Here is a 26,918-nt window from a genome sequence, read left to right as displayed (position 1 = left end):
GCTGATTAAAGACTAGGGTTTGTCACTATTAAATTATACCCTTCCGGCATCTCACTACTATATATCAGTGTTGTTTAGTGTTAATACGATCATATAATGCAAACAAAACTAAAACAATTAATGATGGTACCAGCCAGGCTAAATCATGATCATAAAGTGGTAATTTCTTTGCAATAGCAGGAATGAATGTTTGCAAAAGCGCTGAAGATTTCAGCGCACCTAACAAACCAAATAGTAGACTTACCAGCATGGTTGGCGCAACCACCCTGGATGCACATTTCCACCATTTCAAAGTAAAGCTCATCATAATCAATACAATACAAGGTGGGTAAATCGCGATTAATACTGGAATGGAAAATTCAATCAGTTTACTTAATCCTAAATTCGAGATCACCATAGAAAAGATACCAAGTATCCAAACTAATGTACGATAAGAAATCGGTACATAAAGCGCAAAAAATTCAGCACAAGCACAAGTGAGTCCAACTGCCGTTACCATACAAGCAACAAAAATCAGTACCCCTAAGAAAAAACTACCATAATTACCGAAAGTATGTTGCACATAGACATGCAAAATATCAGCGCCATTGCTGGCATTAGGCAATAACGAGCCGCTATTCTCACCCAGTTTAAACAGTGAAACATAAACCAACGTTAATAGCACGCCGGCAATTAATCCAGCCCACATGGTATAACGGGTTAGAAGAGCAGAATTTTCAACGCCTCGTGAGCGAGCAGCATTAACAATAACAATGCCAAAAACCATGGCACCTAGGGTATCCATAGTTAGATAACCATTAATAAAACCATTAGAAAAAGCCATTTCTTTGTAGGATGGCGTTGACATAATAGGTTCACCTGCTGGCCAAAGTAACGCAGCAATGCCCAAAATAGCAAGTGCAATCATTTTTATTGGCGCTAAGATATGTCCTACGCTATCGAGCAATCGTCCTGGATAAAGTGAAATAGTTATCACAATAGCAAAATAAATTAGGCTATAAATAAACAATGAAAGCGATGAAACTCCTCCAACTAATGGGGCAATTCCGACTTCATAAGAAACTGTTGCGGTACGAGGTGTCGCAAATAATGGCCCGACCGATAAATAGGCGACAATAGCTAACAATAACCCAGCAGATTTACCAATCGGCGCACTGAGTTGTTCGATGCCGCCACCTACTTTTGCTAGCGCGATAACAGCAATAACAGGCAAACCAACACCTGTTAGCAGGAATCCGGCTGCCGCTATCCATACTTGCTCACCAGCTTGCAATCCAACCATAGGAGGAAAAATAATATTTCCTGCTCCTACAAATAACGCAAAGGTCATAAACCCTAACGCTAAAATATCTCTCGATGTTAAACGATATGCCATAATTGTTGTTAATTTGTTGTTATTTATCATCCAGCTTAAGTAGAACTAAAACCTAAACCACTTTTTATTTATTGACGGTAATCGCTGCTAATTTTTAATCAGTAAAATATCTATTTAATTAATCTGATAAATTTGATAAAAACAGAAAAATACGCCAATAACAGACTACAAGTAAAACTTTTATAATGATAAAAGGCAATAGTAAAACGAAAAAGCAGAATAAAAATCTGAAATAAATTTTTTATTTAGTGATTGGTTTTAGTGTTTACTCAATATACGTTATATGATTTGTACAAAATTCAATCAATACTGACATCTAATCATGCAATGCATTATTTGACTAAATTTTTTTAACCCAAATTCAGCATATGAAATTTAATTTTGTCCATTTTTTGTTGTTACAACTAAACTAGACGGTAAAATAAAACTAAACACCGATCCCTTACCCAATTGACTTGCAATATTTAATTGGGAATGGTGGTGTATTAATGCATGTTTAACAATAGCCAATCCTAATCCGCTACCGCCCCCCATTCGGCGTGAACGCGATTTTTCTGCGCGATAAAAACGTTCCGTTAAACGCGGCAAATGCGCTAAAGCAATGCCCGGTCCATTATCGCGAATAGAAAAAAGTGCTCCCTGCTTAATATGTTGCCAACAAATGTGAATGGATGTTCCAACTGGTGTATGGTTAATCGCATTATAAATAAGATTTGAAATAGCACTTCTCAGCTGCTCTTCGTTACCATAAACTTGCAATTTTTTATCCACATCAAAAATAATTTCATGCTTTGCCAGGCTTAAATTCATTACATCCTGTTTTATTATGTTTAGCATTGCCGGAATATTGACCTGTTCATTCAAATTAATATGCGGTGCTATTTCAATGCGGGAAAGCTGGAGTAATTGTTTAATCAGATTATCCATGCGTGCCACTTGTTCACGCATTGAGTGTAAGGCTTTTTTGTTAGTCGAATGACTATCGGTTTGCTCATCCATAATTTCCAGGTAACCTTGCAAAACGGTCAACGGTGTATGTAATTCATGATTAACATTAGCAAAAAATTCGCCACGTAATTTTTCTAATTTCTCCTTTTCCGTTATGTCTCTTGCAACCATCAATAATTGCTCATCAACATAAGACATAATTTGAAATTCAACCATCGCACCGTTATTTAACGCTATCGTAAATGGCACGGAATAGTCGGCCACAATAAAATAGCGGTTAAAATCAGGATAACGCAGTAAATTGAAAATAGATTGTCCGCTATCTTCCGGCCAACGAAAACCTAATAAATATTCAGCTAAACGATTACACCAAACAATATTACCTTCTGCGGTCATAATAATTACAGCATCAGGTAAAGATTCTGCGCCACTACGAAACCGCCTAATAATCTGAACCAATTCACGCCGGCGTTTACGATTACGTTGTTGTAACTGATAAATACCATAAAAAATCGGCTCCCAAACACCTTTTCCAGTGGGTGGCAGTAAACGGCGTTCAAGCCAAAGCCAATCGGATAATTTCAGTAAATGATAACTATGCCAACATAAAGCCTCTAATAGTGAAATCACGAGCAGCCAAGAAAGATGACCAATAAAAAGTGATAATCCACATGCCGGTAAACAGAATAAAACCAGAACAACCACTAATTTTTTCCACGACAAACGTTCAAGCACGTCGACTTTTCCTTATAAACAGCAATCAATAACGGACAGAGAAACGGTAGCCTGTACCTCGAACGGTCTGGATCATTTTTTCATGGCCACCTACCGCAAGTGCTTTACGTAAACGACGAATATGCACATCGACTGTACGATCCTCGATATAAACATTTACACCCCAAACATAATTTAATAATTGCTCACGGTTATAGACTCGTTCTGGATGAGTCATAAAAAAATACAATAATTTATATTCTGTCGGTCCCATTTCTATCGACGTTGCATCGCTCATTACCCTATGAGACGCCGGATCTAACTTCAATCCGTTCATTTCAATAACATTGTCGCTAGCCATAGCAGAAACACGGCGTAAAATTGCGTTTACCCTAGCAATCAGCTCTTTCGGTGAAAAAGGTTTAGTAAGATAATCATCTGCCCCAATTTCTAACCCTCGCACCCGATCTTCTTCTTCTCCCCTTGCGGTTAACATCATAATCGGAATATTTCGGGTTAGTTGATCGCGTTTCATATGCGCAATGAGCTGGATACCCGAACCACCTGGGATCATCCAATCTAGCAAGATGAGTGCAGGATAAGGCTCTATAAGCTGCGCGATTGCTGAATCATAATCATCAGCCTCAACGGTTTGGAATCCATTCTGTTCTAATACAAAGCAAACCATCTCACGAATCGCGGTTTCATCTTCGACGACCAGAATACGTCTTACCATGATTGATCCTATCATTATTTCATTATCAAATTAGTCGGTACTATTATTTCATATTTATGACCATTTAATGAAATATTGTCGCCAATTTTGTTAAGTTACAAATTTTTAGACTTAAGATGAGAACTGATATGTAATTCACAAAATTAATTAATAACTGAATTTTTGAACTATATGATTAAATTTTTTATCTATGATTTTTTATCAGTCCGTTTATAGTTATCAATAACCTGTCTGCATACAATTAATTCATGACCTTATTAATATAAGGAGAATATAATGCCAAACAAATTTATTGAAATGATGAAAGAAAGAAGAACTATTTATAATATAGATAGCTCATTACCTATCTCTCAAGAAAAACTTATCACATTAGTTAAAGAAGCCGTCAAAGAAGCGCCTTCTTCATTTAATTCTCAAACATCGCGTGGGGTTATTCTATTTGGCGATGAACATAAAAAACTGTGGCACAATATTACCAAAGAAACACTAAAAGAAATTGTTGCTAAAGAGATTTTTACTACGACAGAGAAAAAAATCGATAGCTTTGCTGCCGGCGCTGGTACGATTTTATTTTTTGAAGAACAAAATGTTATCAAAGAATTACAGCAAAAATTTCCACTTTATGCCGATAATTTTCCGGTTTGGTCTGAACAAAGTAGCGGGATGGCACAATATGCGGTTTGGGCTAGCCTGGCACAAGAAAAGGTGGGCGCATCACTGCAACACTACAATCCCCTTATTGATGAAAAAGTGCATGCTAGTTGGAAGATCCCAAGCTCGTGGAAATTACGCGCTCAATTAGTCTTTGGTGCAATTAAACAACAGGCCAATGAAAAAACCTATATTAACGATGACATTCGCTTCAAAGTCTTTGGTGAAAATTGATTCAACTTGCGGCAAAATTTATTTTGTCCAATAGTTAAACTATGAGTAAGCTGGCATTAGCGTAGCAAAATGCAATACGTTTTTGTGCCTTTCTTATACCAACAAGGCATAAATTAATAAGATAAAGTTTACCAAATATCTTGATGTTAGCCATTGAAGCGAACATAAAAAATAACAGCCAAAATGGCTGTTGTTATTATATTTTTACCTTTATGTAATAGACTAAATCGCTACAATCCATAAGGGTGAATATTTATAGGGATGGTTAGAAAAAGAAGCGCAAACCTGTTTCAACCAAAAACCAATTATCTTTTTCGTAAGCTTGATTCTTACTATGAAGGTGGTTATATGCCATTTCCATATATAAAAGTAATTGCTTACTTTTCATTACTGCAAAGTCTTTATCTACACCTAATGTATAAGTCTGCTTTGTATAATCAAAGGTTCTTTTATCGCCCGCTCTTAGTCCATAACCGGCATATAAACCTGTATCAGATTCAGGCCAGTGCCATTTTGCACCAATACTGTAGAGATGAGCCGACCATTTCCCTGTCACCGATGTTGGCGTCAGTGTTTTTCCAGCGACTACAACATTCGTTGATTGTAATCGACCATAATCGATCCCAATTGAAACAGTTTTATCAGGAAAAATATATTTGACACCCAATGCAAACATATTGTCTTGCGGTTTTTTTCCTGTTTGATTTTTTTCACCCACCGCTTCGGCCCAACCTGTTGCCAGTTCGAAACCTAAAGCGTTCTGATAAAAAATACCCAATGAATAAGCATGAAGAATATCACTGTGATCACGCTCAGCACTACCTTCTGAGGGTCTAGAATAACTGCCTGCAAACTTAACGCCTTTAAATAAAGGGGTTTCTAAGTAAATAGTATGGGGCAAACGTAGGGTAAAAATATCCTGTCCAGTACCACGATAGATAGTATTACCATTTTCTTGCTTTACATAACCGGAGGATATACCGGTATTACGACTCAATACATCAGCAAAATAGAGCACACCTGTATTGTTATAACCTAAATTAGATTTAGCAACCGAATCAATAGGAACATAAGTACGGCCAAGTTGAACTTTTCCATACTCTGCATGGGAAATACCAACATAACCAACTCGATTATAGAGTTGAAATTGGCTGTTAGGATTATTACTATTCGACTTTTGCGTATCTAAACCTAATTCAATATTACCAAATACTTTAACTTCATGAGGTAATTTATGCTCAGCAAATAAACCAATACGGCTACCATCATCGCCAATAATGGCTTTATTCTTTTCAGTATCCCAACTATTTATTAATCTAATCTGCCCATAAATATCAAAACGTGTATATTGATCATCATAAATACTTGTTGCCTGTGTAATCTCTGCTAAAGATATAGTAGCAATAAATGTTATGATGGGTTTTAATTTTCTTGCCATAAAAACACCCAGTAATTTATGCTAAACAAAATAATTGAAAAATATTAATTCCAAATAATAAAATAAATTCCCTTGCTTTAAGGTAATTAGAAAATTATAATGAAATGATAAATAGAAATAATTTTATAAAATGAATAAAATTATTTATTAAAAATCAACCTCCTCAAAAATTACAAAACAAGCCTATAAAATCAGCAAGTTAATAATAAATTAAATTTAAGCATACAATAAAAAAATTATTTTCATGGCAAAAATAATCTCATTTTTATATTCTATTTCTTGCTATAGAATCCTCTAGGAAATTTTATTTAATAATTTAATAAAAAAATAAGATATTATTTATAGTGTTTTTTAATTGATTATTAAAATCAGCAGCTAACAATAAAACGTTTATTAAAAAATAATGAATGACAGAATATTTACCTATATTTTAAAATTAATTTTCCATGGAAAAAAATGATAATTTAAGATAAAAATGACATATGTAAAATGGATAAAATCTACTAAAACTGACTCAATCAGTAAAAATAGCGATTGAAAACTAGGGCCGCAGGATATGATCCGTTATTATATCCCCGATTTTTTGAATTAGGAATAACGAGGAAGCCTTGAAATGTGGTTTAAAAATTTAATGATCTACCGTTTAAAACGGGAATTCACATTATCCGTAGATGAGCTTGAAAAACAACTTGCCACACTGGCTTATCGCCCATGCACAAGCCAAGATATCATGAAAATAGGCTGGACCTCACCGATGGGATCGCTTGGTGAAACTTTAATCCATACGGCGAATAATCATATCCTGCTTTGTGCCAAAAAAGAAGAAAAGATCCTGCCAGCACAGGTTATCAAACAAGAATTAGAAGCTAAAATTAAAAAGCTGGAAACCTCTCAAGCGCGAAAACTGAAAAAAAGCGAAAAAGATCCATTGAAAGATGAAGTGCTTCATACACTTTTACCCAGAGCTTTTAGCAAAATCAGTCATACTTATATCTGGTTAGATATAATCAATAATCTAATTATCGTAGATGCCGCAAGCACTAAACGCGCTGAAGATAATCTGGCATTTTTACGTAAAACATTAGGCTCGCTTCCCGTTGTACCTTTAAGTTATCAAAAACCAATCGAATTAACTTTAACGGAGTGGGTACGCTCGGGCAAAGCTGCTAATGGATTTAGTTTACTGGATGAAGCGGAATTAAAAGCCCCCATTGAAGAAGATGGCGTGATTCGTTGTAAAAAACAAGATTTACTCTGTGATGAAATTATCGCCCTTATTGAAGCTAAAAAACGAGTAACAAAGTTAGCATTAGAATGGGAAGAGCGTATTCAATTTATTCTTTTGGACGACGGAACAATTAAAAGACTAAAATTTAGTGATCTGATAAAAGAACAAAATGACGATATTGATAAAACAGATTTTGCCCAACGCTTTGATGCCGATTATATCTTGATGACAAACGAAATTAGTGCCCTGATAAAATCCCTAATTGATGTTTTAGGTGCTGAAACTAACATTTAATTAGCTTGACTTGGTAATATGATCAAACCATTCAGAATGGCGATTTTTAATCGCCAGCTTTATTTTATCGGCTAGATAAATTTACCCTCTCCCCCAGACTGGAATGATATATAAATCCATATTTCTATCCTTCTGCTTGTCTAAATGAAGAAAATATAATTATTAGTAATAACTTATATTTTTTATTACAAAATTTTTTAAACTATAATTTATGGTTCATCATAATTAGATTAGTTTTTTATCACTAAAAATTTATAGCAATAGCAGTTTCAGTTATATTCAACTAAGAATTGGATTAAAATCAATAAGAAAAAAATTAAGAAGCAAAAATAAATTTTATTATTTACTAAATAGATAATTGAAATATCGATTTTTATATGAGAAATACTGAATAGACTAAAAAAAACGTTATCTTAGCTAGATAACGTTAATATTACTGTAGTTAAATATTATTAATATACTTTGCTGTATGTAGTTATTGAAAAATCAGCCCATTAAAAATACTAAAATTGCTTTAAATCATAGCCAGATGAGAAAATAACTATGTTTATTAGATATAATTTCATTGCAGACATAACTATATTAATTATCCAAATGATTTATAAATACAGTTATTCTACTCAATAGTAATTATCTACAATATTAATAACACATTATCTAATATTTAGCATAATTATGCTATAATTAAACTCTATTTTGATGCAAGTATTTTTTGTTAAATTATTTTGTAAACTCACAACCAAATTAAATTACCTTAATTTTTGTAGGTGATTATAGCTTACATTAAACTCATTATACTTAAATATATTCACCATGTTCATATAAATTATAAATGGAAGTCGACCATTTAGATGAATAAAAAACTTACGAACACTTACGCCTAACTTAATAGTTAAAAAAATGAAATTAATAACCAGAAATCATGTGAAATATAAATATAAGTTTTTTATTATTATATTTTAATTTCATGTGATAGCTTATTATTTTGTAATATTAACAAATTTGAAATCATGAATTGTATTATTTGATAACAATACTATTAATATGGTTATTAAATATAAAAAATATTACACTATTGATTTATTACTAATGTAATTGAATCGAAACTGGGTATTTAATTACCCAGTTTTGACAATATTAGCAATACACTATTTTGTACTCTGTGACATCTCCATGCCAACTAATCCCACTTTAAGGTAACCAGATTTACGTAATAAGTTCATTACATCCATAATCCTTTCATAATTTACTGTTTTATCTGCTTGAAAAAAAATAGTGGTTTCTTTATTGTTTGTACCGGTTATCTGATCCAATGCTGATGCCAATTGTTCCTGCGAGACATTTTGCTCTCCAACATACATTAGACCATTAGCTTTCACAGTTAAAAATAACGGTTTTTCCGGTCTAGGTTGAGGTTTAGCTGTAGAAGCCGGTAAATTAACTTTAATATCAACTGTCGCTAAAGGTGACGCAACCATGAAAATAATTAGTAAAACCAGCATTACATCAATAAATGGTGTAACATTAATTTCATGCATTTCACCATTATCATTTAAATCATCGTTTAAACGGATCGCCATAAGCACTTACCTTTTTTTATTACTATCAGCTAAATCCAAATCTCTACCTAATAATACCGTAGCCTGAGCAGCTACATCGCCCAGTTGACCTCGATAAGTATTAATCATGCGCGCAAATAAATTATAGATAACCACTGCTGGTATCGCGGCTACCAGCCCTATTGCCGTGGCTAACAAAGCTTCTGCTATGCCAGGCGCAACAACAGCTAAATTAGTCGTTTGAGAGTGGGCTATACCAATAAAGCTATTCATAATTCCCCAGACTGTACCAAATAAACCAATGAAGGGGGAAATTGCCCCTATCGTTGCTAAATAACCATTACCTCGCCCCATGTAACGACTAATTGAAGCAACAGCTCTTTCAAGGCGAAAACTGGCACGATCTTTGGTTCCATTTAAATCATGACTACCGGCTGATAATGTTTTTTCCGCCACAACTTCATCATATAATTTTCGAGTAACACTATTTTTTTTAAATGTTGCAGCAATTCCTATCGCATCATCAAGTGATTTTACTTTAGATAATTTTTGCTGTTCTTTTTGTAGCTGTCGATATGCTCCAATCATTTCAATGCCTTTTGAGAAAAACAGAGCCCAAGTAATGATTGAAGCAACAATTAATCCTAGCATGACTGCTTTCACAACCATGTCAGCATGCTGATACATACTCCAAATCGAAAGATCTTGATCAAATCCTCGTTGTGCAGTTAATAAATTAGGTTCCTGTTGTAGCGCCGCTAAATTTTTTTCAGTGGCAAAATCTTTCTCACTTGCTTGCACTTCATTAGCTGAAGTCGTTGGAAGTGAATTTGCAATGGATATATCTTGCTGATTAGGTATATTAACAGGCAGAGACTGCTCAGACAGGTCTGCCAGATTTGTCTCGGCGAATGTTATATTTATCAAACTTATTGCCAATAAAATAGAAGCTATCAATTTACGCATCAGTTGGCTATCACTCTTCTGTTATTTAACGCGATCTTTTAGCTGATCATATCCTATGCCAGCTAGTCTATTCGTAGTAAATCTTTTTTTACCACACTTACATTATGTAAAACTTACTGATCATACCAGACATTAAATCATTTGATAGTAATTATCATTACTATTTGATGAATTTTTTATTTATTTACTTGTTATCAATAAGTTTGCTGCAATTTGACTTGTTCTAATAACAAGTGGCCACAACAGACATTTCCCATTTTTAATATTCTTTTCTCTGAGATAGACACTTTTTATTCAACTTGCTTTTATACTAAACGCGTGAATAAATTCAACATAATCCAGCTTTTTAAGGTAAACTGGCAACTATATCGGTTCTTCATTGGTTGTTATTAACAGGGTAAGCTATGCAAGTTCTCAATGAAATCGTGATGGCAATTTGGCATCATGATTTTACTAAACTAATTAATCCCGATATTTTATGGATTATTTATGCAGTACTTTTTACCATTATCGTATTAGAAAATGGTATTCTTCCTGCAGCATTTCTGCCAGGAGATACGCTACTTATTCTTTCCGGTGCTTTAATTGCAAAAGGTGTTCTTTCCTTTATTCCGACAATTATTATTTTAACTGTTGCCGCTAGCCTAGGTTGCTGGTTAGGTTTTTTACAGGGGCGATGGCTTAGCGATACGAATATAATAAAACAATGGTTAAAACAGATCCCACAAGAGTATTACGATCGTGCAAACCGATTATTCAATAACCAAGGCTTATATGCGCTTTTGATCGGTCGTTTTTTAGCTTTTGTTCGCACACTATTGCCGGTTTTAGCCGGACTTTCGACCTTAAACCACCGCCGCTTTCAATTATTCAATTGGCTTAGCGGCCTATTATGGATTGGGATCATTGTTTCTCTAGGTTACTCAATAAATCAAATTCCTTTTATCAAACGCCACGAAAATATTGTCATGAATATTTTAATATTCTTACCTATACTGCTTCTCATTAGCGGATTCATCGGCTCACTTGTCGTATATTGGAAACATAAAAAAAACAAATAAATATCATGGGTTTTATTAAAGCATAATAAGAAAATGGCCCTTCGAGTAGGGCCATTGCAAATAGCGAGTAATCGTTAATGTCGGATCATTTTATGCATCTCTTGGACAGAGATTACCTGCTCTGTAGGATCAGCATTGAGGGAAATCGCTGTCGCAAAGCCGCCATTAATAGTGGTATCATAATTTACTTTATATTGTAATGCGCTACGACGAATAAGCTTCGAATCTTCTATTGCACGACGACCTGCGGTTGTATTGACAATATAACTGTATTCACCATTTTTTATTCTATCCTGAATATGAGGGCGCCCCTCATGAACTTTATTAACTAAACGCGGGTTAATTCCTGCCTCACCCAATACAATTGCCGTGCCATGAGTTGCATCTAACTCAAAACCATGCTCAATTAATTTAGCCGCTAAATCAACCACCTTGGCTTTATCATTTTCTCTTACAGAGAGTAATGCCCGCCCGGATTTTTTCATCGTAGAAGAACAACCAAACATGGCTTTAGCAAATGCTTCGGCAAAAGTACGACCTATACCCATAACTTCACCGGTAGAACGCATTTCTGGTCCCAAAATAGGATCAACACCAGGGAATTTATTAAATGGCAATACGACTTCTTTAACCGAATAGTAAGGTGGAATAATTTCTTTGGTTACACCCTGTTTCTCTAAAGATTGTCCGACCATGACGCGAGCGGCTACTTTTGCCAGTGCTATGCCTGTTGCTTTTGATACAAAAGGCACTGTACGTGCAGCACGCGGATTTACTTCGATTAAATAAACTTCATTATCTTTAACGGCAAATTGCACATTCACTAATCCTCGAACACGTAGTTCAAAGGCCAGCTTTTTTACCTGCTCACGCATGACATTCTGTATATTCTGACTCAAGGTATAAGGTGGCAAGGAACAGGCAGAATCACCGGAGTGAACGCCAGCTTGTTCAATATGCTCCATAATACCACCAATTAAAACGGTTTCCCCATCACAGATAGCATCGACATCAACCTCAATGGCATCATCCAGAAAATGATCGAGTAAAACTGGCGCATCATTGGAAACACTCACCGCGGTCTGAAAGTACCGTCGTAAGTCAGTTTCATCGTAGACAATCTCCATTGCCCGACCACCTAAAACATAAGAAGGACGTACAACTAAGGGGTAACCAATACTATGAGCCTTTTCTATCGCCTGTTCAATAGTGGTAACCGTGGCGTTTTCTGGTTGTTTCAGTCCTAAACGGGCCACTGCTTGTTGAAAACGCTCACGATCTTCAGCTCGATCAATCGCATCTGGGCTAGTGCCAATAATAGGAACGCCCGCTTCTTCTAAAGCAAGCGCTAATTTTAATGGTGTCTGGCCACCATACTGCACAATGACACCTTCAGGCTGTTCAATCCTAACTATTTCTAATACATCTTCTAATGTTACTGGTTCAAAATAGAGACGATCAGAAGTATCATAATCGGTAGAAACTGTTTCTGGATTACAGTTTACCATTATTGTTTGATAGCCATCTTCACGTAACGCCAACGCAGCATGAACACAACAATAATCAAATTCAATGCCTTGACCGATGCGGTTAGGTCCACCACCTAGTACCATAATCTTAGATTGAGTATTGTCAGGATTGGCTTCACATTCATCTTCATAAGTGGAATAGAGATAAGCGGTATCTGTAGCAAATTCTGCCGCACAAGTATCAACTCGTTTAAAAACAGGATGCAGTTTATATTTATGCCGTAATTTACGAATTTCAGCTTCAGAAACACCGACTAATTTAGCTAAACGAATATCCGCAAAACCTTTTCGTTTCAATCGCCGCAAAAACCCCGCTGACAATCCATTAATGCCAAACTCAGTAACCTTCTCCTCTAAACGAACCAGTTCTTCAATCTGTACCAAGAACCAACGATCGATATTAGTTAGATTAAACACACCATCCACCGACATTCCTGCGCGAAATGCATCGGCTATATACCAGATACGTTCAGCACCAGCGTCTTTCAATTCACGACGAATTTTGGTTAACGAGTCGAATTCATCTAAATCTACTTTTGGATCAAAACCCGTTGCGGCGACTTCTAATCCACGCAATGCTTTTTGCATAGATTCTTGAAAAGTTCGCCCAATAGCCATTACCTCACCAACAGATTTCATCTGAGTTGTCAGACGATCATTACTACCCGGGAATTTTTCAAAGTTAAAACGCGGGATCTTAGTCACGACATAATCAATAGAAGGTTCAAAAGAAGCGGGTGTGCGTCCTCCGGTAATATCATTCATTAATTCATCAAGCGTATAACCTACCGCAAGTTTTGCGGCAACCTTAGCAATAGGAAAACCGGTTGCTTTAGATGCTAAGGCCGAAGAACGTGATACCCGGGGATTCATTTCAATAACAATTAAGCGACCAGTTTTAGGATTTACGGCAAATTGAACATTTGAACCACCGGTTTCTACACCAATTTCTCGCAACACAGCCATCGATGCATTGCGCATAATTTGATATTCTTTATCGGTTAATGTTTGAGCAGGCGCGACAGTGATAGAATCTCCCGTATGAATCCCCATCGCATCGACATTTTCGATAGAACATATGATGATACAATTATCATTCTTATCACGAACCACTTCCATTTCATACTCTTTCCAACCAATCAACGATTCATCTATCAATAATTCATTGGTCGGTGAAAGATCTAAACCGGTCAGACAAATATCTTCAAACTCTTCACGGTTATAAGCAATACCGCCGCCCGAACCGCCCATAGTAAATGAAGGACGAATAATACAGGGGAAGCCTACTTTCTCTACCACCTCTAGCGCTTCTTCTAGGGAATGGGCAATTCCTGAACGTGCAGTTTCAAGGCCGATTTTCTTCATTGCTTTATCAAACCGTTGACGATCTTCTGCCTTATCAATGGCATCGGCCGTTGCGCCAATCATGGTAACTGCAAATTCGTTTAATACCCCTTTACGCTCTAATTCTAAAGCACAGTTTAAAGCTGTTTGTCCACCCATTGTAGGTAAAATCGCATCAGGACGCTCTTTTTCAATAATTTTGCGTACCACTTCCCACTGAATCGGCTCAATATAAGTAGCATCTGCGAGTTCGGGATCTGTCATAATTGTCGCTGGATTGGAATTGACTAAAATAACGCGATAACCCTCTTCACGGAGTGCTTTACATGCTTGTGCTCCAGAGTAATCAAATTCACAAGCTTGGCCAATAACAATAGGACCCGCACCTAAAATCAGGATACTTTTAATATCTGTACGCTTTGCCATTTTTTGCTCCTGATTAATCAACTTGAGTAGCTAAATTTATTTGACGATACTTTTTAATCAATTCAATAAAATAATCGAATAGGGGTTCTGCATCTTTAGGGCCAGGACTTGCTTCAGGATGTCCTTGAAATCCAAATGCAGGTTTATCGGTACGATGTATTCCTTGTAGACTGCCATCAAATAGCGATTTATGAGTAACTCGCAATTTGTCAGATAATGTTGCTTCATCAACCGCAAAACCGTGATTTTGTGCAGTAATCATGACACGATTATTAATTAAATCTTTTACTGGATGGTTACCACCATGATGGCCAAATTTCATTTTAACGGTATCTGCTCCACTGGCTAATGCCAGTAATTGATGACCTAAACAAATACCAAAAACAGGGATCTCTGTGGTTAAAAACTGTTTGATTGCGTTTATTGCATAATCACAAGCGGCGGGATCACCCGGACCATTAGAAAGAAAGATGCCATCAGGTGCCATTTTTAATACTTCATCAGCCGGTGTGGTTGCTGGCACAACCGTCAAATAACAACCGCGATCAACGAGTAAGCGTAAAATATTTTGTTTAACACCAAAATCATAAGCAACGACATGATAAGGCAGTTGCTCCCGCGCCTTAGTAGCCGATAATCCATCGGCTGCCAGATGCCAACTCTGCTGCTGCCAGGCATAAACGTCTTTGGTGGTGACTTCTTTAGCTAAATCCAGCCCTGTTATACCACCAAATGATTTAATTTTTTCTAATGCCAAATGGACATCTAAATTATCGCCAGTAATAATACAGCCGTTCTGAGCGCCTTTTTCCCTTAATAACCGTGTAAGCTTACGTGTATCAATATCAGCAATGGCGACTGTTTTATGGCGCTTTAAATAATCAGATAAACTCTCTTTGCCACGAAAATTACTGTAAATTAATGATAAATCACATATCACTAGCCCTTGAGCATGAATGATGGCAGACTCTTCATCATCAGGATTGATGCCTGTGTTTCCGATATGGGGATAAGTGAGTGTAACAATTTGGCGGGAGTAGGAAGGATCAGTGAGAATTTCTTGATATCCAGTTATTGATGTATTAAAAACAACTTCTCCAACAACAATTCCTTCAGCCCCAATGGAATGACCATGAAACTGGGTTCCGTCTTCCAGAACCAATATAGCTGGCTTAATCAAAATACCCTCCAAAAGAATAAAAAATTATATATTTAGCATATTTATTCATGCGTAAGCCAATAAATTCGTGCCAAAATGGACTTTATGCAAATTTTTGGCAAATTGCGCGCAATCTAATGATGAGAAGAGTGATTGTCTAGTAAAAAATAATTTTTTGTTATTTTTTTAGCTAATTTATAATAAAAAATCAATGTAACTAGTAAAATGATAGTTTATCTTAGCAAGATAATCGATTGCACTACAAGATAATTGTAAAAGTGGGGTTTAAATAAATTTCATTATAATAAATGCGCAAAAATTCATCTATTATCAATAAAATTTTTATTTAAAATGACAAAAATCATAGCCATCAAATAAAAAACATAATAAAACTAAAAATAAATACGAAATCCCAAAATAATTATAATTTATCAAAGCAATAGATAAATAAGAATTTAAATATTTTCTAAATCTAATACATCTTTCATGCTATATAAGCCACTATTTTTCCCTTTTAGCCATAAACAAGCCTTAACAGCGCCATTTGCAAACGTCATGCGACTTGTTGCTTTATGAGTTATCTCTATTCTTTCACCAATATCAGCAAAAATTGCTGTATGCTCTCCAACAATATCACCAGCTCTAATCGTTGCAAAACCAATGCTGTTATTTTCTCTTTCACCTGTAATTCCTTGGCGACTATAAACTGCACAGTTTTTTAAATCACGGCCAATTGTCTTAGCAATAACATCACCCATTGCTAAGGCGGTTCCTGAGGGTGCATCGACTTTATGCCTGTGATGAGCTTCAATAATTTCAATATCACTATATTCGCCCATCACTTTTGCTGCTTTTTCTAATAACTTCAACACCAGATTAACGCCGACACTAAAATTTGCCGCTAATACAATAGGGATCGTTTTCGCCGTTTCGTCAATCGACTTTCGTTCAGTTTCATTAAAACCCGTCGTGCCAATAATCATCGCTTTGGCATATTTTTTACAAACAGACAGGTAATATTGCGTACCTTCGGGACGGGTAAAATCGATCAAAATATCAAATTTATCTAAAACATTAATCAAATCATCACTGACTATAACATTTAAACGGCCAATACCGACTAACTCACCGGCATCAGTACCTACTATGCTTGAGCCTTTTCTTTCTAACACCGCCCCTAGAGTAACACCATCCTGTTGTGAAACTGCTTTGATTAGTTCACGTCCCATGCGACCACCAGCACCAACGATAGCAACACGAATATCTGAATTAGTCATGTTTTTCTCTCTTGATTAAAAAAACAGATTAAATATCTTGAGTTCAATAAGGTTAACACTCATCCTAGTAAGCATCAGTGACAAAAAAAGCCATTAGAGTTGGCTTAATGAGTAAATAAATTGCTGCACTAAAAAATTAATTTAATAAAATACCAAAACAGCAATTATTATATTTCCTTGATTTCAACACGCAGCTCTTTTGGCACTTCAAAAACAATATTTTCTTCATGACCAGCAAGTTCGATCATTTCACTGGCACCTAAAACTTTTAAGCGTTCAATAACCTGGCGAACAAGAATATCTGGTGCAGAAGCGCCAGCAGTAAGACCAATAATCTGCATGTTTTCCAGCCAATCTTCTTGAATATCATCAGCAGAGTCAATTAGGTAACCAGGTTTGCCGGCTCTTTGCGCCAGTTCAGCAAGACGATTGGAATTAGAAGAATTTTTAGAGCCAACAACCAGTACAATATCAGCCTTATTGGCCAACTCACGTGCCGCTTCTTGACGATTGGTGGTTGCATAACAGATATCATCTTTACGTGGCCCGATAATATTTGGAAAACGCGTATTTAGTGCATCTATAACATGAGCAGTATCATCAACTGATAAAGTAGTCTGCGTCATAAAACAGAGGTTATTTTCATCTTTTACTTGTAACTTCCAAACATCCTCCGGCGATTCAACGAGATACATACCACCCGCCGGGTTATTATATTGTCCCATTGTACCTTCTACTTCAGGGTGTCCAACATGACCAATTAAAATGGCTTCTTTACCTTTACGACTAGCACGCGCCACTTCCATGTGTACTTTAGTCACCAACGGACAAGTTGCATCAAATAACATGGTCAGATGTCGTTGCTTAGCTTCCCGCCGAATTGCTTGAGAAACACCATGAGCAGAAAAGATCAAAATAGCCCCATCAGGCACTTCAGTAATTTGTTCAATAAAAATCGCGCCGCGCCGACGTAAATTGTCAACCACATAACGATTATGGACGACTTCATGACGAACATAAATCGGAGCACCATAAAGCGCCAGTGCACGATCAACAATACTAATTGCCCGATCAACACCTGCACAAAAACCTCTCGGGTTAGCCAGCAATATTTGCATTTGATCCCTCCCATTTCGGGTCAATTTCCAACACTTCAATGTTAAAAATGATGTCCTGAGCCGCTAACGGGTGATTAAAATCAACGGTGATAGACTCTTCCGTGACTGCGGTTACGATCCCTGGCATTTCACTGCCGTTTATCGCGGTAAATAATATGATGGCACCAACTTCAGGCATCCCGATCTGAATAAAATCTTTTGGCATAAAGTATTGGATCATATCCGGGTTTGATTTACCAAATACATCCTCTCCGCCTAAAGTAAACGTTTTTTTCTCACCCTCACTTAAACCAACTAATTGTTTTTCCAGTGCGAGCGAGAGGCTTTTATCGCCAAGGCGAAAAAGTGCCGGTTTATCCTGATCATAGGTTGAATCAGCAATTGAACCATCCTTAAGTTTCATCGTGAAATGCAGCAACACGGCACTATCTGCTTGTACTAACCTTAACATGACAATAAAAACCTACTGTTAAAAATAAATCAACCTGTTATCAGCGTAAACAAACGATGCACTAAGATGCACTCGCTTTCTTATCTGTATTGATGCAGCTGTCGAGAATAATGAGTGCCGCACCAACGCAAATCGCCATATCAGCAATGTTAAATGTTGGCCAATGCCAGTCGCCGACATAAAAATCAATAAAATCAACTACAAAGCCATGGACTAAACGATCACACAAATTCCCTAATGCTCCACCAATAACCAATGCATAAGCGATATTGCTCAATTTTTTGTTCACGCTTTGACGATACATCATCACGATAAGCACCACACAAATGACAATCGCCACAAAGGCAAAAAACCAGCGCTGCCACCCTCCTTTATCAGCTAAAAAACTAAATGCTGCACCAGGGTTTTGAGCATAAGCCAAATTGAAATAAGGCATTAACGGTATCGACTCATATAATTGAAAATGATTCAAAATGAGTTGCTTACTACTAAGATCAACAATTAATATCACAACCGTTAACCATAACCAGCGTAAGCCAGTAGAGCAAATAGGATTTTTCATTAGGCAAACTTACGTATTTCACCGTTACCGGCTACATTAGTAACACAGCGGCCGCATAATTCTGCATATTCCGCCTCCCGACCAATATCCGTTGCATAATGCCAACAACGAGGACATTTATCGCCTTCCGCCTGCTGGAAAGCAATTTTTAATCCACTCAGTTCACTATCCTGTGCTTGAACTGGGGCTTGGATAATATCAATGACTTTAGCTTGTGAGGTTAATAATACAAAACGTAACTCATCACCTAAACGATTAAGTATTTCAGCCAGTTCGGTATCTACATATAAAGTCACGGTAGCCTCCAACGAGCTACGGATCAGTTTGTCTGCACGCGCTTGTTCAAGAACTTTATTAACCTCACTACGGATAATTAATAGTTCATTCCAAAATTCATCATTAAGTGCTTCATTATCATCCAAGCCAAACAAACCATCATAATATTCCTCAGTAAAGACATATTTGCCATGTTTACCAGGCAATTGCTGCCAAATTTCATCGGCAGTAAAAGAAAGGATTGGCGCAATCCAGCGTACCAATGCCTCTATGATATGGAATAAGGCTGTCTGGCAACTACGCCGCGCCAAACTATCACTTTTTGCTGTATATTGACGATCTTTTATTATATCTAAATAGAAAGAGCCCATTTCAACTGAACAAAACTGCATTAATCGCTGAGCAACTGCGTGAAAATCATAATTAGCATAATGCATCATGATTTCCGTTTGAGCAGCTTTAGCCCGCCCAACTGCCCAGCGATCTAATACTACCATTTGTTCTGGTTTAACTTGATGCAAAGCCGGATCAAAACCGTTCAAATTGGCTAATAAGAAACGTGCTGTATTACGAATACGCCGATAGCTATCGGCAGAACGTTTTAAAATCTCACTAGAAACAGCAATTTCACTGGTGTAATCGGTTGAAGCCACCCATAGCCTTAGAATATCAGCACCTAAATCATTCATGACATCTTGTGGGCTAATGGTATTCCCCAAGGATTTTGACATCTTACGGCCTTGTCCATCAACCGTAAAACCATGGGTTAATACTTCTCGGTAAGGCGCTTTACCTTTCATCGCCGTTGACAGCATTAGAGACGACATAAACCAACCACGATGCTGATCTGAACCTTCCAAATATAAATCCGCAGAATGGCCTTTAAATTCAGGGCGAACATCAACAACAGCATAATGGGTAGAACCAGAATCAAACCAGACATCAAGCGTATCGGGGACTTTAACATAATCAGCTGCATCACTTCCTAATAAGGCAATAGGATCCAGATCCCACCACGCCTGAATACCCGATTTTTCAACAAGTCTAGCGACTTGTTCAATCAGCTCTAACGTACGTGGATGTAATTTTTCTGTCTGCTTATGCACAAATAATGCCATTGGCATACCCCAAGTGCGCTGACGAGAAATACACCAATCTGGGCGATTTGCCACCATAGATTCAATTCGGCTTTGTCCCCACTCAGGGATCCATTTAACACCTTTGATCTCTTTTAGTGATTGTTCACGTAAACCATTTTTTTCCATACTTATAAACCACTGAGGGGTTGCACGAAAAATAACTGGGGTCTTATGTCGCCAGCAACAAGGATAACTATGCTGTAACATTTCTTTATGTAGCAGTGCACCTTTTGCCGCTAAAAGTTCGATAATTAACTCATTTGCTTTAAATACAAAAACCCCATCCAAGCCAGGATAAGTATCAGGTAAATAACAACCATTTGGGCCGACAGGATTCGCTATTTCAAGTTTATATTTCTGTCCAACAATATAATCCTCAGGGCCATGGCCTGGTGCAGTATGTACAAGCCCGGTACCCGCATCTAAAGTAACGTGATCACCTAAAATAACAGGCACATCGAAATTCATGAAGGGATGATGAAAGCGCAGTGATTCCAATTGAGAACCATTACATTGTGCGACAATTTGCCACTCTGTTGCTGCAATACGTTGCATTACCGTTTCAACCAACGATTTTGCCAAAATTAAGCATTCATCATTATTAACTTTGACTAATTGATATTCTAAATCAGCGTTAACCGCAATCGCGCGATTAGCCGGCAATGTCCAAGGTGTTGTCGTCCAGATCACGGCCGAAACCGGTAAAATTGTCGATTTTACACCAAATTTATCATAAACGGCTTTGGCATCCATAGCGCTAAAGCGTACATCAATGGAAGGCGATGATTTATCATAATATTCAACTTCCGCTTCCGCTAAGGAAGAACCGCAAGCCGTACACCAATGAACCGGTTTAGCACCTTTTACTAAATGGCCATTTTCAATCACTTTACCTAACGCGCGAATAATATTGGCTTCAGTATTAAAATCCATGGTTAAATAAGGCTGCTCCCAGTTACCAAGCACGCCCATTCTAATAAAATCAGCTTTCTGGCCTTCAATTTGTTCTTTAGCATATTTGCGGCATTCTTCACGAAATTCAGCAGCAGAAACCTTATCACCGGGTTTACCAATAATCTGTTCAACCTTATGTTCAATCGGCAAACCATGGCAATCCCAGCCAGGAATATAGGGTGAATCAAACCCCGCAAATCCTTTAGATTTAATGATAATATCTTTGAGAATTTTATTAACTGAGTGACCAATATGAAGACTACCGTTAGCATAAGGAGGACCATCATGCAGTATAAACACCGGTTTGCCTGTTTTGGCTTGGCGAATAGCTTGGTACAAACCGTCTTTATACCAACGGGCTAACATTTGTGGTTCTCGTTTAGCGAGATCACCACGCATAGGAAACCCTGTTTCCGGTAAATTCAGGGTATTTTTATAGTCACTCATTTAGATTCTCAGTTCCACTTTTCTGCTAAATATCTTAATTATGACGACTGGAAGAATTGCCTCGCAGCCATTATATCCTCACCGATTTGCTGTCTTAATTCATCAATAGAAGCAAACCGCTGCTCATCGCGTAATTTTTTACGCAACACAACGTCAATATGACGTCCATATATATCCATGCGCCTATCTATCAAATGCACTTCAATTTGCCTATCTCCCCCATTCACTGTTGGGCGGGTACCAATATTTGCTACTGCCGGCAATGGATGGTCGGCTAAACCATATACTTCTACCACATAAACGCCTTTGACAGGCATAACTAAACAGTTAAATGGTATATTTGCTGTTGGAAAACCGATCTTACTACCAAGCTGGCTACCATGAACCACTCGACCACTTAATCGATAGGGGTGTCCCATAAGATTCTCAGCAAGCGTAAGATTATCACTTAATAGTGCTTGCCGGACAGCGGTACTGCTAACTCGCTGTCCGGCATCACAAAAACTTTCGGTATTGGCGACTTCAAAACCATATTGTTCCCCGGCTGCACGGAGATATTTAAAATCTCCCTGCCTATCTTTGCCAAAGCGAAAATCATCACCGATCGCCAAAAATTTAACCCCTAATTTTTCCACCAGTAATTGTGAAACAAAAGCTTGCGGTGACAATGAAGCAAATGGGGGATTAAATTTAACACACAGTAAATAATCAACACCATATTCGCTAAAGTATTTTATCTTATCACGTAAACGCGTTAAACGTGCTGGTGCATTTGCACCCAAAAAAAATTCCAATGGTTGAGGCTCAAAAATCATTACCATCGTTGGCAGTCCGAGACGCTGACCTTGTTGTTTTAAATGTTTCAACAACGCCTGATGTCCTCGATGAACAGCATCAAAATTGCCAATAGTCAACACACAACCATGATGATATGCGCGAATATTATGTATACCACGTACTAACTTCATAATCGGCTCAATATAATAAAAATTGCTGGATTATACCGCTTACTACCTTCAAGGTTAAGTCACCATTTGATTAATATTTATAACAAAGATAATAAATTGTTGTTTGTCGGCAAGAAAAATAGTTAATTTACCCACTTTGCCGCAATTTCATCCCCTTTTTCACATTTAAAACTGTATTCTCACTCAGTAAACTGATAAAATCATAGGTCATCACAACAGATTGCATTGCAGTACACGATGCTTATTTACACAAATTCATTGACAAATGAGGGCTAAAAAGGCATATTCCTCGGCCTTTAGTGTGTCCTTGATAGAATAAATATTTGGGAGTTGGACCTTGGCTAATATCAAATCAGCTAAGAAACGCGCCATACAATCAGAGAAACGCCGTCAGCATAATGCTAGCCGTCGTTCTATGGTGCGTACTTTTATCAAAAAAGTTTATGCCGCTATCGCTACCGGCGATAAAGAAGCAGCACAAAAAGCATTTAACGACATGCAACCTATTGTTGATCGCTATGCTAGCAAAGGCTTGATCCACAAAAATAAAGCTGCACGTCATAAAGCAAATTTAGTGGCACAAATCAAATCAATGTAAGTTATTTTGATTTTGCTAAAAAACCGGCTTTAGCCGGTTTTTTTATTACTATTGAAAATGATTATTATGGTTTATAAAAGGTTTGATCAAATAAACCAGAAAAATCTTTATTACAGACACGTTGTACTGCTGGATGCTGGATCATACGTTCAGCAAAAATAACATAATATTCTTCTTTCACTTTATCCATATGACCAATTTCAACCACTTCATTATCTGAAAAAATTTCATTAGCGTATAATGATGGTGCGACAAATATTGCATTATGATACATACCAAATGCTTTCATCAAGGCAGCATCATCGAACTCACCCAAAATTTCTATCTGCAGATTATTATTCTGGATCCAAGAAAGTAGATGACGACCTAGCATAGAACGTCGACCAGGGATCAATAATCGCCGCTCTTCTAAACAAAGTGGAAAAGGTTTTTTCGGTATTGGTTTGCGACAGAAAAAACTAACGCCACATTCACCAAGCTTGACGGAAAATAACCCTTCTTGTTGTGATGAATCAACCGGACAATCAGATAAGATCATGTCTAACTTATGTTGACTCAATTGTTCTAATAAAAGCTCATGGGTCGATTCAAAACAACGTAAATGGATCTGCTCATGCTCAACGATAGCTGTTTCAAGGACGCGGCTTACCAGCCGTTTAGATAAAGCGTCAGCGACACCGACATCAAATAATAAATTCGATTCACGACTATAATTAACAATATCTAACATTTCCTGGCTTAGCACAAACATTTTATCAGCATAACGAAAAACCAGTTGTCCAAGTTCTGAAGGAACCAGGCCTCTGCCTTGTCTTTTAAATAATTTACCATTCAAACGTTCTTCTAGCGCTTTTATCTGACCTGTTATTGTTGAGGCGTTAAATAAAGTTCTTCAGCGGCGCCAACAACAGATCCCTCTTTACAAACATGCCAGAAGTAATAGAGATGATTAAAATTGAGATGCGACATTCTCATATCGATACCTTTTTGTACCACCGATAACTGTTTATATACGTTATTTTCTGAACATCAGAAGATAAGCGAACCATTTTATTTTACCTAAACAAGATACTCGTGCTACAAATAAAAATATTGTAGCACGAGCACAAAACACTAATTATTTCACGTGAATATAACTTAAAATTAACTTTATCTTGCCTAATTAGCAGTTTTAGCGCTAATTGGATTCTTCGGTAATGCGCAATTCAATAATAATAATCCTAAGATTGCCGCTAGAGTTGAACCGATGAGGATCCCCAGTCGAGCATAAGTACTAAAATTATCTAAACCTTCGAATGCTAAACTAGCAATAAAAATTGACATAGTAAAACCAATACCACAGAGCACTGAAACAGCAAAAATCTGCTTAAGGTTTATTTTGGCCGGCAATTTTGCAACACCTAATTTTAATGCGAGCCAACTAAACAGAAAAATACCCGCTGGTTTGCCAATTAATAAACCTAACGCAACCCCAAGCGGTAGAGAACTAGCAAGATTAGCTAGCGTAACACCACTAAGTTGTAAACCGGCATTAGCAAAAGCAAATAATGGTAAAATTAAATAAGCAACCCAAGGATGTAAAAGATGCTCTAATTGTTCAGAAGGAGAATTATTTTGTTTGCCTTTAAGGGGTATCAAAAAGCCCACAATGACACCCGCTAATGTTGCATGAATACCCGATTTTAAAATACAAACCCATAAGATTATGCCAACAACCAAATAAGCAGATGTATTTTCAATTTTACGCCAATTCATCCATATCAATAACAATAGAGAAAGCGTAGCTAACCCTAATGACATAATAGAAACAGACTTGGTATAAAATAAAGCAATAATGATAATCACGCCAAGATCATCAATAATCGCCAAGGCAAGTAAAAATACTTTTAACTCTGTTGGTACACGTTTACCCAATAGTGCCATAACACCAAGTGCAAATGCAATATCCGTCGCCGCCGGGATAGCCCAACCCTGCCGGGCAATTTCATCATTAGCATTAAAAAATAGATATACTAAAGCAGGTAACAGCATACCACCTACCGCAGCAACAGCAGGGAATATCGCTTTATCACGACCGGCTAACGAGCCCTCAATCAGTTCTCGTTTAACTTCAAGACCTACAACCAAAAAGAAAATGGCCATTAGGCCATCGTTTATCCATAATAAAAAAGGTTTATCAATATTTAATGCGCTGATTTTAACCGCAACAGGAATATTAAGAAATTGCTGATAAATAGCTTGCAATGGGGTATTTGCCATAATCAAAGCTAAGACGGCAGCAATAATTAACAGCACCCCACTTGCTGCTTCTAACTTTAAAAATTGTCGTATAATTGCTGTCATTACTATAACCTCAGTGTTAATTAACGAAATTAATTTTACGCTAATACATACAATTCGGAAAATCATTTTTTTAAGCTTAAATAACACAGTTATACCGAGTAATTACTAACAATATAGACGCTATTTTACTGGTTAGCTGTTTAAGACACACTTAACATTGAAAAATGATTAGTTAATCTTGGTGCTAAAAAAAATAGGGAATAAAGACCCGATGAGTTTATTTTTGATAAAATCCCACGATATAGCCAAAAGTTGCGTCGTTTTTTGGCTTAATTTTTGCCAAAAACTGGGAGTGTTTTCTCGCAATGAACCTGATTTATCTCGTATTTCTAATTTTTGCTGAGATTGTTCTGCCGCTTTATTCAACATACCCCCTCCACCTTGTGCTATTTCCTTTTTTTTCTCTCCTTCCTCTGGACATAATTCCAATATTTCTTCTGCTGTTTCTGTCCTGCTTTCAACGAATGTTAACTCTGACGTTTTTGTTTTATTTTTCATAGCTGATTCATCTACATAACTTATAGTTATAAATTTATTAAAACATTTTATAATTTCTTTGTTTATTTTATCTTCATCTGTCATGTCAACAATCTTATTGCTACATTCTTTTACATAACTAAAGTCCTTATCATTCTCATGCTTACTTGAAAATTTTAAATCAATTACATTTATAATATTTTCACCTATTTGTAATCGTATATTATCTAATTTATCTAAATTATCTAAATTTTTTATCTCTTTTATACAATCAAAAAGACAACAACCAAACTTTTGTAAGTTAACTTTATTTATTTTCTCCACCGCATTCCAAGTATATTTATGAGTTAAAATTGCCTCTAATCCTTCAGCGGAAAATGAACAATACTTTCCCGCTGCTATCTCGAATGTCTCGCTAATTTTAATATTTGCTTTACTATTATTTGCTATAGATTTCAAACTATTAAGCAATTCTTTTTTAAAATATTGCTGGCAATTTTGTTCAGTGATAACTGATTTGTTAAAAGGAAATGAGTTTTTTATTCTTATAGCTAACGATTCTGCCATAATTATTTCCTATCTGTCAACGATCACCGAAAACTGATCCACTTTTTATCTAAATCCGATCAATCAAAATTGATCCACT

The 26,918-nt window shown here is 36.7% G+C and carries 20 protein-coding genes and 1 pseudogene; 4 read left to right on the top strand and 17 right to left on the bottom strand.

Translation table 11 applies throughout. From position 1 onward, the window contains the following. Positions 1 to 64: 64 nt before the first annotated feature. The 3 genes from brnQ to phoB all read right to left on the bottom strand — a co-directional run bounded on the left by brnQ (position 65) and on the right by phoB (position 3,773). Complete coding sequence (gene brnQ / locus G468_RS0100680; protein ID WP_026821446.1) at positions 65 to 1,375, bottom strand: branched-chain amino acid transport system II carrier protein; 1,311 nt, start codon at positions 1,373 to 1,375, stop codon at positions 65 to 67. Between the two features lie 375 nt (positions 1,376 to 1,750). After that, a complete protein-coding gene (gene phoR, locus G468_RS0100675) occupies positions 1,751 to 3,058 on the bottom strand; it encodes a phosphate regulon sensor histidine kinase PhoR (protein ID WP_026821445.1) in 1,308 nt (435 codons plus the stop codon). A gap of 25 nt (positions 3,059 to 3,083) precedes the next feature. Further along, the gene (gene phoB, locus G468_RS0100670; RefSeq protein ID WP_026821444.1) at positions 3,084 to 3,773 is read right to left on the bottom strand and encodes a phosphate regulon transcriptional regulator PhoB; all 690 of its coding nucleotides are present in this window, start codon (positions 3,771 to 3,773) and stop codon (positions 3,084 to 3,086) included. Between the two features lie 276 nt (positions 3,774 to 4,049). On the opposite strand from phoB, the gene G468_RS0100665 reads away from it, so the two are divergent. After that, positions 4,050 to 4,658, top strand: a complete 609-nt coding sequence (locus G468_RS0100665; protein WP_026821443.1) for a nitroreductase family protein — start codon at positions 4,050 to 4,052, stop codon at positions 4,656 to 4,658. Positions 4,659 to 4,923: 265 nt separating this feature from the next. On the opposite strand, the gene G468_RS0100660 is transcribed toward G468_RS0100665, so the two are convergent. After that, the gene (locus G468_RS0100660; protein ID WP_051296897.1) at positions 4,924 to 6,096 is read right to left on the bottom strand and encodes a porin; all 1,173 of its coding nucleotides are present in this window, start codon (positions 6,094 to 6,096) and stop codon (positions 4,924 to 4,926) included. A gap of 613 nt (positions 6,097 to 6,709) precedes the next feature. Here G468_RS0100660 and rdgC point away from each other — a divergent pair. Next, complete coding sequence (rdgC, locus tag G468_RS0100655; RefSeq protein WP_026821441.1) at positions 6,710 to 7,618, top strand: recombination-associated protein RdgC; 909 nt, start codon at positions 6,710 to 6,712, stop codon at positions 7,616 to 7,618. 1,148 nt (positions 7,619 to 8,766) lie between these two features. Here rdgC and exbD read toward each other — a convergent pair. Further along, positions 8,767 to 9,198 (bottom strand): TonB system transport protein ExbD, encoded by a 432-nt coding sequence (gene exbD / locus G468_RS0100650; protein WP_026821440.1) that lies wholly within the window; start codon positions 9,196 to 9,198, stop codon positions 8,767 to 8,769. 6 nt (positions 9,199 to 9,204) lie between these two features. Further along, complete coding sequence (gene exbB / locus G468_RS19355; protein WP_034249135.1) at positions 9,205 to 10,143, bottom strand: tonB-system energizer ExbB; 939 nt, start codon at positions 10,141 to 10,143, stop codon at positions 9,205 to 9,207. A 404-nt stretch (positions 10,144 to 10,547) separates the two neighbouring features. Between exbB and G468_RS0100640 the strand changes: the two genes are divergently transcribed. After that, the gene (locus G468_RS0100640) at positions 10,548 to 11,204 is read left to right on the top strand and encodes a DedA family protein (protein ID WP_026821438.1); all 657 of its coding nucleotides are present in this window, start codon (positions 10,548 to 10,550) and stop codon (positions 11,202 to 11,204) included. A 74-nt stretch (positions 11,205 to 11,278) separates the two neighbouring features. On the opposite strand, the gene carB is transcribed toward G468_RS0100640, so the two are convergent. The 8 genes from carB to ribF form a co-directional block, all read right to left on the bottom strand. Beyond that, positions 11,279 to 14,503 (bottom strand): carbamoyl-phosphate synthase large subunit, encoded by a 3,225-nt coding sequence (gene carB / locus G468_RS0100635; protein ID WP_026821437.1) that lies wholly within the window; start codon positions 14,501 to 14,503, stop codon positions 11,279 to 11,281. Positions 14,504 to 14,516: 13 nt separating this feature from the next. Further along, positions 14,517 to 15,683 (bottom strand): glutamine-hydrolyzing carbamoyl-phosphate synthase small subunit, encoded by a 1,167-nt coding sequence (gene carA, locus G468_RS0100630; RefSeq protein ID WP_026821436.1) that lies wholly within the window; start codon positions 15,681 to 15,683, stop codon positions 14,517 to 14,519. Between the two features lie 434 nt (positions 15,684 to 16,117). Beyond that, a complete protein-coding gene (dapB, locus tag G468_RS0100625; RefSeq protein WP_026821435.1) occupies positions 16,118 to 16,939 on the bottom strand; it encodes a 4-hydroxy-tetrahydrodipicolinate reductase in 822 nt (273 codons plus the stop codon). Positions 16,940 to 17,106: 167 nt separating this feature from the next. Continuing rightward, a complete protein-coding gene (gene ispH, locus G468_RS0100620) occupies positions 17,107 to 18,057 on the bottom strand; it encodes a 4-hydroxy-3-methylbut-2-enyl diphosphate reductase (RefSeq protein ID WP_026821434.1) in 951 nt (316 codons plus the stop codon). Beyond that, complete coding sequence (fkpB, locus tag G468_RS0100615) at positions 18,038 to 18,508, bottom strand: FKBP-type peptidyl-prolyl cis-trans isomerase (protein WP_026821433.1); 471 nt, start codon at positions 18,506 to 18,508, stop codon at positions 18,038 to 18,040. Before fkpB ends, ispH begins: the two co-directional genes overlap by 20 nt. Positions 18,509 to 18,569: 61 nt before the next feature. Beyond that, positions 18,570 to 19,070 carry a signal peptidase II gene (gene lspA, locus G468_RS0100610; RefSeq protein WP_026821432.1) on the bottom strand — a complete coding sequence of 167 codons (501 nt, stop codon included), beginning with the start codon at positions 19,068 to 19,070 and terminating at the stop codon, positions 18,570 to 18,572. Further along, positions 19,070 to 21,886: an isoleucine--tRNA ligase gene (gene ileS / locus G468_RS0100605; RefSeq protein ID WP_026821431.1), complete on the bottom strand. Its 2,817-nt coding sequence runs from the start codon at positions 21,884 to 21,886 to the stop codon at positions 19,070 to 19,072. Before ileS ends, lspA begins: the two co-directional genes overlap by 1 nt. Positions 21,887 to 21,924: 38 nt before the next feature. Further along, complete coding sequence (gene ribF / locus G468_RS0100600) at positions 21,925 to 22,854, bottom strand: bifunctional riboflavin kinase/FAD synthetase (protein ID WP_026821430.1); 930 nt, start codon at positions 22,852 to 22,854, stop codon at positions 21,925 to 21,927. A 337-nt stretch (positions 22,855 to 23,191) separates the two neighbouring features. Here ribF and rpsT point away from each other — a divergent pair, with 337 nt between their 5' ends. After that, positions 23,192 to 23,452, top strand: a complete 261-nt coding sequence (gene rpsT, locus G468_RS0100595; RefSeq protein ID WP_026821429.1) for a 30S ribosomal protein S20 — start codon at positions 23,192 to 23,194, stop codon at positions 23,450 to 23,452. Positions 23,453 to 23,516: 64 nt separating this feature from the next. On the opposite strand, the pseudogene nhaR reads toward rpsT, so the two are convergent. The 3 genes and pseudogenes from nhaR to G468_RS0100580 all read right to left on the bottom strand — a co-directional run bounded on the left by nhaR (position 23,517) and on the right by G468_RS0100580 (position 26,839). After that, positions 23,517 to 24,427 (bottom strand): annotated as a pseudogene (nhaR, locus tag G468_RS19350) (transcriptional activator NhaR). Positions 24,428 to 24,610: 183 nt separating this feature from the next. Next, the gene (nhaA, locus tag G468_RS0100585; RefSeq protein WP_026821428.1) at positions 24,611 to 25,795 is read right to left on the bottom strand and encodes a Na+/H+ antiporter NhaA; all 1,185 of its coding nucleotides are present in this window, start codon (positions 25,793 to 25,795) and stop codon (positions 24,611 to 24,613) included. A 168-nt stretch (positions 25,796 to 25,963) separates the two neighbouring features. Continuing rightward, the gene (locus G468_RS0100580) at positions 25,964 to 26,839 is read right to left on the bottom strand and encodes a hypothetical protein (RefSeq protein WP_026821427.1); all 876 of its coding nucleotides are present in this window, start codon (positions 26,837 to 26,839) and stop codon (positions 25,964 to 25,966) included. Positions 26,840 to 26,918: the final 79 nt, after the last annotated feature.

It is taken from the genome of Arsenophonus nasoniae DSM 15247, assembly GCF_000429565.1.
Classification (GTDB): domain Bacteria; phylum Pseudomonadota; class Gammaproteobacteria; order Enterobacterales; family Enterobacteriaceae; genus Arsenophonus; species Arsenophonus nasoniae.
This window is presented reverse-complemented; position numbering and strand designations above follow the sequence as displayed.

What these genes read in the sequence shown, in the direction of transcription:
- rdgC (WP_026821441.1), top strand. Translation starts at nt 6,710, where the DNA reads ATGTGGTTTAAAAATTTAATGATCTACCGTTTAAAACGGGAATTCACA.
- dapB (WP_026821435.1), bottom strand. Translation starts at nt 16,939, where the DNA reads ATGACTAATTCAGATATTCGTGTTGCTATCGTTGGTGCTGGTGGTCGC.
- exbB (WP_034249135.1), bottom strand. Translation starts at nt 10,143, where the DNA reads ATGCGTAAATTGATAGCTTCTATTTTATTGGCAATAAGTTTGATAAAT.
- G468_RS0100660 (WP_051296897.1), bottom strand. Translation starts at nt 6,096, where the DNA reads ATGGCAAGAAAATTAAAACCCATCATAACATTTATTGCTACTATATCT.
- lspA (WP_026821432.1), bottom strand. Translation starts at nt 19,070, where the DNA reads ATGAAAAATCCTATTTGCTCTACTGGCTTACGCTGGTTATGGTTAACG.
- brnQ (WP_026821446.1), bottom strand. Translation starts at nt 1,375, where the DNA reads ATGGCATATCGTTTAACATCGAGAGATATTTTAGCGTTAGGGTTTATG.
- G468_RS0100640 (WP_026821438.1), top strand. Translation starts at nt 10,548, where the DNA reads ATGCAAGTTCTCAATGAAATCGTGATGGCAATTTGGCATCATGATTTT.
- ribF (WP_026821430.1), bottom strand. Translation starts at nt 22,854, where the DNA reads ATGAAGTTAGTACGTGGTATACATAATATTCGCGCATATCATCATGGT.
- carB (WP_026821437.1), bottom strand. Translation starts at nt 14,503, where the DNA reads ATGGCAAAGCGTACAGATATTAAAAGTATCCTGATTTTAGGTGCGGGT.
- phoB (WP_026821444.1), bottom strand. Translation starts at nt 3,773, where the DNA reads ATGGTAAGACGTATTCTGGTCGTCGAAGATGAAACCGCGATTCGTGAG.
- ispH (WP_026821434.1), bottom strand. Translation starts at nt 18,057, where the DNA reads ATGCAAATATTGCTGGCTAACCCGAGAGGTTTTTGTGCAGGTGTTGAT.
- ileS (WP_026821431.1), bottom strand. Translation starts at nt 21,886, where the DNA reads ATGAGTGACTATAAAAATACCCTGAATTTACCGGAAACAGGGTTTCCT.
- G468_RS0100665 (WP_026821443.1), top strand. Translation starts at nt 4,050, where the DNA reads ATGCCAAACAAATTTATTGAAATGATGAAAGAAAGAAGAACTATTTAT.
- fkpB (WP_026821433.1), bottom strand. Translation starts at nt 18,508, where the DNA reads ATGTTAAGGTTAGTACAAGCAGATAGTGCCGTGTTGCTGCATTTCACG.
- G468_RS0100580 (WP_026821427.1), bottom strand. Translation starts at nt 26,839, where the DNA reads ATGGCAGAATCGTTAGCTATAAGAATAAAAAACTCATTTCCTTTTAAC.
- nhaA (WP_026821428.1), bottom strand. Translation starts at nt 25,795, where the DNA reads ATGACAGCAATTATACGACAATTTTTAAAGTTAGAAGCAGCAAGTGGG.
- exbD (WP_026821440.1), bottom strand. Translation starts at nt 9,198, where the DNA reads ATGGCGATCCGTTTAAACGATGATTTAAATGATAATGGTGAAATGCAT.